Raw genomic sequence first — 12,781 nt, 5'->3', positions numbered from 1 at the left:
TCAATTTTATTTATAGATTCCTTCCTTAAATTCAGTGTGAATGGACCGAATTTAAAAAAATTACTGGAGGAGGAAGGCAGCGTTTATACACTCTCAGCCAAAATTTCCGGTGTAAAATATCCAGTGCCTGTTTATACTCTGGGAATTTCCTTCGGCTGTTCCCCGCAGAATGTGGACCGCCTTATTGCATCGGCACTGGATGAGGTGGAGAAATTAAAAAGTGATGGACCCTCACAGGTCAATGTGGACAAGTTCATTGCTGAAGACCGCTTGCAGCGTGAAACCGCGGTAAGTACCAATGGCTATTGGTTAACCTACCTGTCCAACTGCTTACAAAACGGAGAAGAATTCAACATGATGAACTCCTACCCTAAACTTCTGGAGGCAGTAAATGCTGAAACGGTCAGAAAATCAGCCATAAAATACCTTAGCGGGGCTAATCTGCTTAGGTTCGTATTGCTTCCTGAGGTTGCTATCAAAAAATAATTTCGGCAGGATCCAAAACATACCAGTTCTTCGTTAGTTAATTTGTGCGCAGCGAGTGGTTGATGCCCTCGCTGTTTTTTTTGACATTCTATGCGAAAAGATCCATTCATTATCCGAGAGGATCTCTCTTCATATTGGGTTGCGCAGGTGCTGAAAGCTAGATCTGTGGCTAAGCTTCCACTGATTTTTAAGTTAACCGAACCATTTATATGAATTTTAGATCGCATTGTCCCAGTAAAGTTAAAAAAATCGAGTGCATGGCAAATGGTATGATGAAAAAGGCTTATGAAATAAATAATCATAAGCCTTAATTTTAATATCTCTCATCCTGCAATCAGACGGTTATAAATGAGCTTATCCGGGAATTTCCTCCATGTTGAATAGGGCAATATTTTCCAAGGATAGTTCAGCAGATCAAGAAAGTATGGAATCAAGTTTTTAAAGTTATTTCGATTTTGCCTGTAAATCCTTCAAAAAGTTTCGATAATCAACTTGTACCCATTCCTCTACCAAACGGCCTTGGTCGTCAAATCTAAAAATATTGATCAGAGAGTATGCAGCCGTTCTGCCATTTGGGGATAGTTTTCCAATAGGAGAACTAGCAAATTCCCTCACAAAATCTCCCTGAATTGTGGTTTGGCAGGAAATATAATTACCTTCTTTGATGATTATACCTCTTTTGATCGATCGCTTGTCAAAAGCAGCACGATATGATTCGAAGTACTGCATGAGTTGGCTGTAATTATATTCATTACCGTCCGAACTGTGAAACCGAAACTTTTCAGTGTCGAAATAGGTAGCAAGCTCCCTAGGATTTTCCCCAGAAATCATAAGCTCCCCTGCCCTGACCATGCGCTTTGCCAGGGTGTCAGGTTGAGTACTTTTCTTAGCTCTTCCTACGGTAATTGATGTATCCAATGCTCCGGGTAGCTCCGACCCTAATTTTTTATTGGTGTTTTTGCAGCCCAGAAATGCGTAGAGTAAAATTGCGACCAGTAAATGATGTGTTTTCATGATTTCTTTGAATAATTAAAAATAAGACCTGTTCGCAATGAAGGCGGAGCAGGGTAGTGAATTTGAAAGCGTTCATTTGTTGTTTCAATTGAGCGGCCTTTTGACCAGCTTTATCTAGATGTGTAGACAGGTAATCAAAGTGACTAGTTGATCGCTCCACCATTTACCAGATGATGCTGTCCATTAACAAAAGAGGCAAGATCACTCGCAAAAAATTCAGCAACGTTGGCTACATCCTCCACACTGGCAAGCCTGCCCATGGGGCAACTTTGAATCAGCTGCTTCCTTAAATCAGGATAGCTGTCCCCATCTGAGAAGATTCCGGCATGATCCACAGCAAATGGAATGATCGAATTTACGGTAATTCCCTTATGTCCAATCTCCTTGGACAATACATCCACAAGATATCTCGGCGTCGACTTACTTCCCCCATAAACCGCCATTCCAGGTACGGGGAATGAGGTGGTTGAAGAGGCAATATAGATTATCCTACCATTTTCCTGTAAGTGTTTGGCAGCTAATTGCATGGTAAAATAGGAACCTTTTGTATTGATTGCAAATACCCGATCAAATTGCTCCTCCGTGAACTCGGACACTGGTACCTCTACCAATTCAACTCCCGCATTCGCCACCACGATGTCTATTTTCCCGAACGCTTTAATGGTTTCTGCAAAGAGTTTCCTGATATCCTCTACCCGACTTATATCTGCCTGAACTGATATTGCGCGGGCACCCATCGCATGTATCCGTGTTAAAACCTGATCTGCCGATTGCTTGTCCCTGGAATAATTGATCACAATATCTGCACCAAGGGCGGCGTAACGTTCTGCGATGGCACTTCCTAGCCCCCTTGCTGATCCGGTGATGAGTGCTACTTTATTTTTAAGATGATTCATGATATTAGCTTTAAAGTTTATAAGTTGATACTACGTCAGTTCCTGATCGAACAAGCTAACCTGTACTTGGAGAGTTACATTAAACACGTCCGACAAAACAGCCATGTAAAAGGCTTTCACCCGTACCAGACCAGCGCTAGAAATGGTCCTTGTTTTTCTGCTTGTAGAAAATCATACCACCGTGAAAAAGTATTCCCTCCCTGAATTCCCCATCGGCAGTGAAACCGGTATCATCCTGATAATCAATATGATTTCCGGTAACCTTGTAACTTCCCTGATAAGCACTTATTCTGGATCCCCGTGCTTCGTCATAACGGTTTCCCGAGAGAAGCTCCTGACGAATCTGACCGTCACTTGTAATCCACATGCCCAGATATTCTTTTGTTTCTTCCATTGTTTTCATTGTCATCATTATTAAGTTATAAAATTGGAAATGGCTGATTGACTTAATCGTATTTAACAACCCTTCACATTAGCTTCTTTTTACGTTTTATTTATTGGTATTATTTCTAATATCTGATGCGATATAGAACAAATTTACTCAGGATAGCACAAAGGATAGTTGCGAAAAAAAAACTAATAACCACTAAAATCAAACACCTTCAGGATACCCTCGCCCTGTTATTATGCAGCTTTCGCATGATCTCATGCTGTTTATTCACGGCAAAGATCGATATCAATCCTTTCCGGTTTAAATAAATGGCGTTCAGCCAAATATTATTGCGAAGTTTTTGATGATAATATCGCATTCTCGATCATCAATCATCCAGGGATCGTAAACCTGCCTCCATGGGACTACCTCGCTATTCAAAGATTACCGGAGCATCAGTTTCCTACCGAATCTCTTAGGCACCAGATCCGGTTCAGACATCTAACAGAATTTGCAAAAAGCCTATTGGTGCCTTTCATCCACTTAAATTGCTTTTTGTAAATTAATGCAAAAACCACTTCCCAGTTCATTTCAGAAAGTTTAATGCATGAAGCAAGGAGTTTACTGGAACATATCAACCGGAATATTTCAAAATTCCTAGTGCCAGGACCTTAAGAAACTGCGGCACTTTATTAATTTCTTCAACAATGCATAAGCTTCAGCACCCAATTTCAGAAATAGCCAATCAAGGGCATTAGATCCAGCGCAAATATTCCCTCCGGAAAGGCGTCACCAATTTGATAATACCTGAGGAAGATAAGCAATGCTGAAAGTATGGCAGCTGCATGCTTTCAGCATAGACAACCTGACACTAACCTTATAACAGTTCGCCCGAATCAATTGCATTAATGATGTGTTGAGCTGATCCGCCAATATCATTAATTTTTAAAGTAGCTGATTCGACTGGAAAGATTCCCAAAGACCATAAGAGTCTTCAAGAAATTTATAAGAGCATATTTTACCTTCCCTTATCCTGCATACTGCTGCAAAATCGCTAGCGAATATTCTGTCCGTGCTCAGGATCTGATGTTTGACATGTCCGGTTATGACGCATTCATCGTCTTGGTCAAAAAAGCGTTCAATATTGAACTCCAGAGGTTTAAAATTGACTGGAAAAAGCTCAAGCCAGGCACGCACTTCGTCCTTACCTTTTCTTGTTCCGATTGTCGGGACCTTAGCTGCTCCCTGAACCTGCCAAACGACATCATCTGTCAGGCAATCCAGTGTTTTCTCTATGTCCTTGCTGAAAAAAGTGTCAAGATAATTTTTGACAACCTGTGAAGGTTTTAAAATTTGATTGTTATCCATAGTAATCTATTTAAGTAGTTCTGTGATATTTGCTATCTGTGGCCCCCGGATAAAATAATCGTCTCTCCGGTCATCCATGCTGATTCTTCAGATGCAAGATAAACTACTGCGGGAGAGATGTCACTGGCTAGCCCCAGCCTGCCAAGTGGTGTGGCTGCTGTGGTTTCCTTACCGAAATCACTATCTAAAAACCCTCCTTCAACCACACCTTCGGTCTCGACCACTCCAGGCTTTATTGCATTCACCCTAATCTTACGTTGTGCCAGCTCATTTGAAAGAGCCCTGGTCAATCCGTCAATAGCACCTTTTGTAGCGGTGTAGGTAGATGCATTGACAGGACCAAAAATGGTCACTGTTGAACTCATATTGATAATACTGCCGCCTTCTTTCTTGAAATATTTCAATGAAGTCTTGATCGCAAGAAGGTAGCCATAAACATTAAGTTCAAAATGTTTACGAAAACTCTCCAACGAAAGCTGTTCGATCGGTAGAAAATCATAAACGCCTGCGTTATTGACTAAGATGTCCAGTGAGCCAAAAGCATCGTATGCTTGGGCAAATAATGCACTTACATCTTCAGGATTCCCCATATTCGCCTGAATGGCTTTGGCCTTTCCGCCGAAATTTTCGATATGAGAAACCACCGCCTCAGCGCCAGCTTTGCTTGAAGAATAATTTACGATCACTGATGCACCCTCACGTGCAAATTGTTTCGCAATCTCCGCACCAAGACCCTTGGATGATCCGGTTACTATGGCTACTTTGCCACTAAGTCTGTTTGAATTAATCATATTTATGATATCGTTATAGTTTAAATTCAGATCTGTATGAAATGCACTTTCTTATAATATCAAAACCAGTTATCTTGCATCAAATCCTTGATACTTGCTTATGATGGATAAAGAAGTTTGTTAGCAAGGTTAGTGCCGTGAGTCAATTTTTCTGGTTATAGAACATCATGCCAAGATGAAAGGTATACCCTCCTTAAATGCACCATCGCGATTAATCCACTATCATCCTGTACTCAATATGATTCTCCGTCACTTTAGACTTCCTTAAGGTACTCTCCATATTCCGCTGACCTCATCCGGACGATTACTGGCCAGGAGCTCTAACGGAGCTAACCATCACCTGACACCTACTTAACTAAATATTTTTTTGTTTCTTCTATCGGCTTGTCCATTTTTTTTATTTCTTGAAAATGATATTGATAAGATATCATATTTTAATTTATTTATTCTGCAGCCCTTTGTTTGATAAACTAAAAAAAACATTGCACCAATTTTAGATTGTAAACCAGCTTACCTCTGATAGGTGTCACCCCTTCAACAATAAGTTTAATAAGGTTGAGTTCACACCCTGCCTGGCACATCAGTCAATAGACCAAAGGCTAATGGTATATATTATATCCTTACTTGCATTTTGTTGGGTTATTCTAAACAAAATAATAAGTTGTTCACGGAATGATTAAAAACAAATTTTATCCAATCAATCCATTACCTCTGCTCATACTTTCTCAAAAAAACATGTTAACGTACACGAGAAACGATCCAAAATGGAAAATTCCAACACTTCGGTTTACACTATCGTTCATCTCTAAAAGCATGATCATGTCTTCAAATGTTTAATAAAAATATTCTTATCATTAGATAATCAGGCATTTAAATAAAAAAAATGCATACAAAAATACTTCATTGCAATTATAATTTTCTTGCCAAATGACAAGAAATGAGAATTGTTTTTATTCGTATATTGTGTCATGGAATCTTTGATTAATTATCTCTTGCAATTCGGGAAGCTGGATGCAGAACAGATCGAATTTTTAAAATCACAAGCGGTCATCAGACTCTACAAAAAAGATGACCGTTCCAACCAACTCGAACAGGCTTCCGAAGAGGTCGCATTCCTGATTAAAGGAATATTAAGAATTTATTATATCAATGATCAAAACGAAGAGATCACTAAATTTTTTTTTGCAGAAAACAGTTTTTTGGTAGACATCCATAGTTATATTCACAATCAGCCCGCAGTTCCCTGCGCCCACGTGATTTCGGATTGTGAATTCATTATATTTTCGCCTAAAGCGATGAGTGATATTTCAGCGCATATTCCCGGATGGGAATTGCTATTTAGCAAAATTGTTGCCGCCGAGCTTGCAAAAAAGGTAAATGCACTAAGTGCAATGCTATGCGAAGACGCCAAGAGCAGATACCTGAGTTTTCTTAGGGATCATCCAATGCTGGCCAACCGTATACCATTGCATTACCTTGCCTCCTATCTAGGGGTAACGGCAACTTCGCTCAGCAGGATACGCAGAAAGATCATCGACAGATCCAGAGTGGTTTTGCAGGAATCTGCTTAATTCATCCCCTCCAGCTTTAAGGTGGATTATTATCAAATCGAACAGATACCACAGGTCCCTGGGTCTTCTGGATTGCAACTTAAATTACTGCGATCGAAACGTCCCCATAATTTCTAACTTTATGGGGGCATTGCAAGTTATATGGCTCAGAATGTGTTCCACAAAAATCAGGGTAGCTATGCATTTATAATTAATTAGCTTAAATGAATATTTTTCCAGCGAAAGCATATCACTACCATGGAAAATGATCCGATTGCGGATTATGTTCCTCAATTATAAAAGCGCATGCTTCTCTCTTTTCATTCATCGGGGCGCTGACGACTCTGGCTGGCACATCTTCAACCGAACCAAGCCCTGGTTATGGTTAAAATCACCCTTGGTATAACCTGGATCATCCATTAAAGGAGTTGGTAAGCCAGGGTAATGGAATACATGTTTAATGCAGCTTTGAAGCTGAATAGATTTGCATTTTCGTAATATTGCCAGTCGGAATATCCATGAAGGGCAAGAGTGCCTATGCTTGAACTCACACTTATCATAAGTGGCTGTTCAGCTTTTCTCAGCAGCTCCAAAAATGCTTGCAAAACTTTTACCGCCCCATACAGGATTGCTTCAAAACCGTTCAAAATTGTGCTATCGTACATTCCAGAGACGTTTGTAGTAGGCTGCCCGCGATCTCTGCATAATTGATCAGCACATCAAGTCGGCTTACTTTCCTGCCGACCCCGACCCACGCCTTCTAAAAGTTCTCATGGGTCAAATCAATTCACCTAGGCTCTCCATTGGTATAACATTCGGATATGAAAGTCTCAACTGCTCATTTCCCATTATCAAGGTCTCTACAGCCTAGATAGACAAAAACCTAACTTTCATATTAAGTTATATCATGCAATCAACTTAAGGGAATCTTTAATATCAGACTGCGATCAACGCTCTGGTTACAGGACAGATACTACTTCAGCTTATCTTTGAAGGTATTGTTGAAGAATGAAAAATAAACACTTTGTAATCTTCAGTGGGTTTAACGGTGTTCCATATGGACTCGGGTTGGACTGTTAAGCAGTTTTTCAAAAGCACCAGCTAAAACGATATGGCGATTTTTCCAGATGGGATGAATATCAGTTTAATTCCATGATTGATATTTAAACCCGTCCCTGAATGGAACCTGCGTACCAAAATTCAATCCTTTGTTCAACTACCAGGTAAAACAAAAGCAGAGCGTAAGCCCTGCTTTTGTTCGTTTTTAAGATGAACGTCCTTTCCACAGATCCACCTCTCCAAGACGATCAGCACCCTGAGTTTCAATCATCCAGTTGGGATATTCAGGAGGCAGAAGACTTACTTCATCCAATTGTTCCAGCTCTTGAGCAGACAAGTGAAGTTCTGTCGCTTTTAAATTATCCTCCAATTGATCGACACGCTTCGCTCCTACGATAATGGATGTAACCACTTCTTTCGACAGAAGCCATGCCAGAGCAATGCGCGCTGCGCTGACTGCATGTTTTTCAGCGATCGGCGCAATGACATCTAAGATATTCCAGGCCCTTTCCTTATCTACAATAGGGAAATCAAACCCCGATCTTCTGGAATTCTCGGGATTTTGGTTTTCTCTGCTAAATTTACCCGATAGCAATCCACCCGCGAGTGGGCTCCAAACCATAAGACCTAGTTTCTCATCCTCTAGCATAGGCACGATTTCTCGTTCAAGATCTCTTCCTGCAATGGAATAATAAGCCTGCAAAGAGTCAAAACGCGCCAGGTTTTTGGTTGCGGATATTCCCAAAGCTTTTGCGATTTTCCAGGACTGCCAGTTCGAGCAGCCAATATAGCGAACCTTGCCTGATCTTATTAGGTCATCAAGAGCACGTAGAATCTCCTCGGTGGGAGTGAGGATATCATTGGCGTGAATCTGGTAAAGATCAATATGGTCAGTCTGAAGATTTTTCAGACTTGCCTCCACTCCGTCCATAATGTGCTTTCTAGAGGCACCTACATCATTGCGTCCCGGGCCTGTCCTAGAATAAACTTTGGTTGAGATTACCACATCCTTTCTGTTGATATTTAGGTTTTTAAACGCCTGTCCTAGTGTCCGTTCACTCTCTCCCCCTGAATATACATCAGCGGTATCGAAGAAGTTGATGCCAGCATCAAATGAGTGTTTTACAAGCTCATCCGCATCCGTTTGACCGACGCTCCCGATATGTTCATAAATGCCCGTTCCCGACCCCATTGTCATCGTTCCAAGACAAAGCCGCGATACAAGCAGGCCTGTGTTTCCTAAAGTTTTGTATTCCATTTTTCTGTGATTATGTTAAAAAAATTTGTTGATTTTAGTGTTGATTATGCATTTAAATTTTGTAGTGCTTTGGCGCTCTCCCTGAACATTACTTCCAACAGGATGAAAGAGTTTTTTTCCTTTATCTAACCACCGAAAGCAACAATCATGAGTATTTTATAATCATGGCATAAAGTAAAAATGCAGCGACCGAAGCATTTACTTTCATGAAACCGATAGTGATTCTCCTTGATCAATTGGTAAACGAGCACTGTGTTTTTCTCTTAAAGAGATACCCGGTCATGACATGCCCCCGTTGATACCAATATTCTGGGCGGATATCCATTTAGCGTCTTCACCAACCAGAAAGACCACTACTTTTGCAATATCGATTGGTTCTCCAATCTTATTGAAAGCCGACAGCGCTGCTATATGAGATAGCGCCTGATCATCCTTACCTTTCATGAAAAGTTCTGTATTGGTCGGTCCCGGAGAAACGGAGTTGACATTGATGCCCCTGGATCCTATTTCTTTGGCAAAAACTCGGGTAAGCTGTTCCACCGCGGATTTGGATGCCGCATATGCACCATAGGTGGGCATCATCAGCCTGTTGACCGATGTGGAAAAATTAACGATGCTGCCATTTTCTTCAAGTCTTTCCGCGGCTTCCCGCAGTGTATTGAAAACCCCTCTGATATTGACCTCTAAAATTTTGTTCAGATCTTCGTCGGTGGTGTCTTTGATGAGTTTATAAAGAATTACTCCGGCGTTGTTGATCAGAATGTCGATCCTCCCGAACTTTGCTATGGACTCATCGAAAAGCCGTTTGACATCCGATGGTTTACTGACATCCGCCTGGACCGAGATGGCATTTGTACCATATGAGCGGATTTCTTCAACAACCTGTTCCGCAGCTTCCTGACTACCGGAATAATTGACGATCACATTTGCGCCGGCATGTGCAAGTTCCTTAGCAATCTCTGCTCCTATACCCCTGGAAGCCCCCGTAACGAGGGCAACTTTACCAATTAATTTTTTCATGATGATCTATTTTAAGTTAAAATTATCAGAAATCCCACAAGCTTTGATCAACACCGTTCCCATGTATCGATGATGATCGAATTATTGTTAGCTGAAGACTCGCCCCTGTTAATCTGCATCATCTGGTGTGTGTGTGTGTGTGTTGCAGTTCAGGATTTTCTCGCCTGGTTTAAACTGACCTGGAAGGCCGATTTATTACTATTTATTATTCTATTTTTTTTCTTTATGAAACACCATGCCACCATGGTATAGTATTCCGTTCCTGAATTCCCCATCCGCGCTGAACCCGGTATCATCCTTATAATAAATATGATTGCCTTTGACGCGGTAATTTCCCTGGTAGGCGCTTTTTTGGTTACCGCGTGCCTCGTCATACCGGTTACCGGACAGTAGTTCCTGACGGACCCTGCCGTCTCGGGTCACCCACATCCCCAGATAATCCTTGGTTTCTTCTATCGTTTTTTCCATTGTAGTTTCCTTATTTTCAGGTTTCATCAGTTTATCCAATTCATAGGTATCCAGGAAGGCGACCGCATCAATCACTTTCTGATTACGGAGTTTCATTTTCCATAAATAGGTGTTTTCATAGATACCATTGTCCTTAGTCACAGCCGTACCTTTGAAATGCAGCCACACGAAGGCCGAGTCGGAGGTTAGGTTAATGAGCTCGGGTTTTAATGGGGTTTTGAATTTGCGGGTAATGGGATTGAGTGAGTTTTCCATAAAATCTTTTTTCCCTTTGTATATTCCGGAAACGGGCGATTTACCGCTAACCGTCCAGACGACCTGCTCATCAACAATATCGAAAAAGTTACCTTCTCCCTTTTGCCATTTCTGAAACTGCCTTGCAACGGTCAGTTCTGACTGTTTCATTACTGAAGATTCAGACTTTACATCCTGGCCGATGCAGCTTGCAGAACCGAGAGCGGTTAGGAGTAAAATGAAATGGACGCAGTAAATTCTTTGCATTACCGCGCTTTTAAGCTTTGATTTACTTACCATATAATTTGTTTTAAGAACCCGGGACTTTCATCCCGGGCCGGGATTAATACTTTACACGCAGCAAATGGCTGTACCCCATGATCCGAAAGGCTCTTTCGGTCAGTGCTTCCCTCACTCCGTTGCCAGGCTCGGCAACCCAGTCGGAAAAGTCCACAGTATCACGCAAAGGGCGCTGACCGGCTGGAAGAGCAAGGATTTCGGCAATCTTATCTGCCACACTCTGTATGGGCGCATCCCCAAAACGGAACAGATTTCTCAGGCCCGGCTCATAATTATCATAATCCTTTTCCAGGCGGGTGTAGTCCTTGAGCACCTTTTCATCATGCGGGAATTCCGCTGCCGCAAAGTGCAGGGTATCATCCATGTAAACTCCGGGCATCAGGATCGTGGTTTCCACCCCGAACTGACTGATTTCGTAGGCTGTGTTTTCTGCAAGCGCGTCAAGGGCTGCCTTTCCTACCACATAAGGGGCCATAAATGGCGCGGTCACATTGGTTATACCACTGCCTACGTACAGAATCAGCCCTTTTCCTTCTTTTCTCATGTGTGGCAGTACTGCCCTGTTCAGTCTGTGGGCACCGATAAGATTGGTGTTCAAGGAACTGGCAAGCTGCTCGGGTTCAAAGGCTTCAGAGAACCCAATGTAAAGGTGAGCCGCATTGTGAATGACCACATCTATACTCTCATGTTGTGCGACAATCTGATCGGCGGCATTCCGGCAGGAATTGTCCTGAAGAATATCGAGGTCAACAATTTCTATGTTTTTCTCTGCCCCGTTGAGCTCTTTCAAAAGATTCTGCGACTTCTCAGTGTTTCTTCCGTTTGGATCCCTGACCCCTGCATACACCATGTATCCAGCTGTGGCGAGTGTTCTTGCGGTATGCAAGCCCATACCTGAGCCTGCTCCCGTAATCAATACGGTTGTTTTTTTATCGTTTTTCATCATTGTTTTTTTAAAGGTTATGGTTCAGACCAATCTCCCGGCCAGGCCGGGAGGAATGGTCAAACCCTATCATTTGATGTGTTAAAAACTTTTCTGAGCAGTTGGACGTACCACTATTTCATTCACGTCCACATCCGAAGGTTGCTCTACGGCAAAAGCTACCGATCTGGCTATCGCCGCGGCGGGCAATAGACTCTCCCTAAACCTTTCCATGGCATCTTTTTTAAGCTCCGGATCAGAGATGGTCGAGAGCAGGTCTGATTCTGTGGCGCCCGGGGCGACAATCGTTACTCGGATATTGTTGCTGACCTCTTGCCTTAACCCATCCGATATTGCCCTTACTGCATGCTTGGTTGCGCTGTAGATCACAGATGTCGGACCAACCCAGCGGTCCCCCACCGAAGTAATATTGATAAACTGACCACTGTCCTTCTGCTCGAAAATTGGCAGGGCAGCCGCGATGCCATGCAAAACCCCCTTGATATTTACGTCAACCATCTGATGCCATTCACTGATCTTATAGGCATTGATCATAGACAGAGGCATCACCCCGGCATTGTTGACAAAAACATCCAGCGTTCCGAACTGCTCTACGGCAAAGGCGGCAAATGCCGCCACGTCATCAGCACTGGTAACGTCCAGACCTTTAAAAACCGCTTCGCCGCCAACTTCTTTTATTGACCCTGCGATCTCTTCCAGTTTGTCCAGACGTCTTGCGCCCAGAACAACCCTTGCGCCCCGCGAGGCAAGATGCCTGGCGATTGCCTCACCAATACCGCTGCTTGCGCCGGTAATGGCCACTACTTTTCCTTCGATTTTGATTTGTTCCATATTTGATGATTTTAAGTACTCAAAATTACTGTTCCATATGCTCAGCGGCTTGCAGATAGCAAACCAATAGTTACAAAAATCAAACATCCACAAGCCCTCCTCGACCTAAGGGGCGAATCACGATGTGATCACGCCCGATTAGTTCTGATGTTTGCTCCGACACCTGCCATAAGACAATGTCTCTTTATTCCAA

Annotated in this window: 13 protein-coding genes; 2 read left to right on the top strand and 11 right to left on the bottom strand. The window is 42.4% G+C overall.

All coding sequences use genetic code 11. The annotated features are described in order from the left end of the window. Positions 1-36 precede the first annotated feature (36 nt). On the top strand, positions 37-486 hold the full coding sequence (locus EA772_RS14065) for an insulinase family protein (RefSeq protein ID WP_168187556.1): 450 nt from the start codon (positions 37-39) through the stop codon (positions 484-486). A gap of 444 nt (positions 487-930) precedes the next feature. Here EA772_RS14065 and EA772_RS14060 read toward each other — a convergent pair whose 3' ends face one another. From EA772_RS14060 to EA772_RS14040, 5 genes are all read right to left on the bottom strand, one after another. Further along, positions 931-1,500 carry an ester cyclase gene (locus tag EA772_RS14060; protein ID WP_124913761.1) on the bottom strand — a complete coding sequence of 190 codons (570 nt, stop codon included), beginning with the start codon at positions 1,498-1,500 and terminating at the stop codon, positions 931-933. Positions 1,501-1,643: 143 nt separating this feature from the next. Beyond that, on the bottom strand, positions 1,644-2,396 hold the full coding sequence (locus EA772_RS14055) for an SDR family oxidoreductase (RefSeq protein WP_124913760.1): 753 nt from the start codon (positions 2,394-2,396) through the stop codon (positions 1,644-1,646). 136 nt (positions 2,397-2,532) lie between these two features. Continuing rightward, positions 2,533-2,799, bottom strand: coding sequence for an Atu4866 domain-containing protein (locus EA772_RS14050; RefSeq protein WP_246833935.1), 267 nt, complete (start codon positions 2,797-2,799; stop codon positions 2,533-2,535). A 912-nt stretch (positions 2,800-3,711) separates the two neighbouring features. Continuing rightward, complete coding sequence (locus EA772_RS14045) at positions 3,712-4,134, bottom strand: nuclear transport factor 2 family protein (protein ID WP_124913759.1); 423 nt, start codon at positions 4,132-4,134, stop codon at positions 3,712-3,714. Between the two features lie 32 nt (positions 4,135-4,166). Continuing rightward, positions 4,167-4,925, bottom strand: a complete 759-nt coding sequence (locus EA772_RS14040; RefSeq protein ID WP_124913758.1) for an SDR family NAD(P)-dependent oxidoreductase — start codon at positions 4,923-4,925, stop codon at positions 4,167-4,169. Between the two features lie 968 nt (positions 4,926-5,893). On the opposite strand from EA772_RS14040, the gene EA772_RS14035 reads away from it, so the two are divergent. Further along, positions 5,894-6,496 carry a Crp/Fnr family transcriptional regulator gene (locus EA772_RS14035; protein ID WP_124913757.1) on the top strand — a complete coding sequence of 201 codons (603 nt, stop codon included), beginning with the start codon at positions 5,894-5,896 and terminating at the stop codon, positions 6,494-6,496. A 398-nt stretch (positions 6,497-6,894) separates the two neighbouring features. Here the strand turns inward: EA772_RS14035 and EA772_RS14030 are convergent, their stop codons facing one another. The 6 genes from EA772_RS14030 to EA772_RS14005 all read right to left on the bottom strand — a co-directional run bounded on the left by EA772_RS14030 (position 6,895) and on the right by EA772_RS14005 (position 12,588). After that, entirely contained in the window at positions 6,895-7,140 is a 246-nt protein-coding gene (locus EA772_RS14030) for a hypothetical protein (protein WP_124913756.1), read from the bottom strand. Positions 7,141-7,739: 599 nt separating this feature from the next. Further along, positions 7,740-8,792, bottom strand: a complete 1,053-nt coding sequence (locus EA772_RS14025; RefSeq protein ID WP_124913755.1) for an aldo/keto reductase — start codon at positions 8,790-8,792, stop codon at positions 7,740-7,742. A gap of 279 nt (positions 8,793-9,071) precedes the next feature. Further along, a complete protein-coding gene (locus EA772_RS14020; protein WP_124913754.1) occupies positions 9,072-9,812 on the bottom strand; it encodes an SDR family oxidoreductase in 741 nt (246 codons plus the stop codon). Positions 9,813-10,022: 210 nt separating this feature from the next. Continuing rightward, positions 10,023-10,781 (bottom strand): Atu4866 domain-containing protein, encoded by a 759-nt coding sequence (locus tag EA772_RS22305; protein WP_246833934.1) that lies wholly within the window; start codon positions 10,779-10,781, stop codon positions 10,023-10,025. Positions 10,782-10,857: 76 nt separating this feature from the next. Further along, entirely contained in the window at positions 10,858-11,760 is a 903-nt protein-coding gene (locus tag EA772_RS14010) for an SDR family NAD(P)-dependent oxidoreductase (protein ID WP_210405036.1), read from the bottom strand. Positions 11,761-11,838: 78 nt separating this feature from the next. Then, positions 11,839-12,588 carry an SDR family oxidoreductase gene (locus EA772_RS14005; RefSeq protein ID WP_124913753.1) on the bottom strand — a complete coding sequence of 250 codons (750 nt, stop codon included), beginning with the start codon at positions 12,586-12,588 and terminating at the stop codon, positions 11,839-11,841. Positions 12,589-12,781: the final 193 nt, after the last annotated feature.

Origin of the sequence: Pedobacter sp. G11, from assembly GCF_003860265.1 — a bacterium.
GTDB classification, from domain to species: Bacteria; Bacteroidota; Bacteroidia; order Sphingobacteriales; family Sphingobacteriaceae; genus Pedobacter; species Pedobacter agri.
Note: the sequence above shows the minus strand (reverse complement) of the source record. Positions and strands in the feature narration are given on the sequence as shown.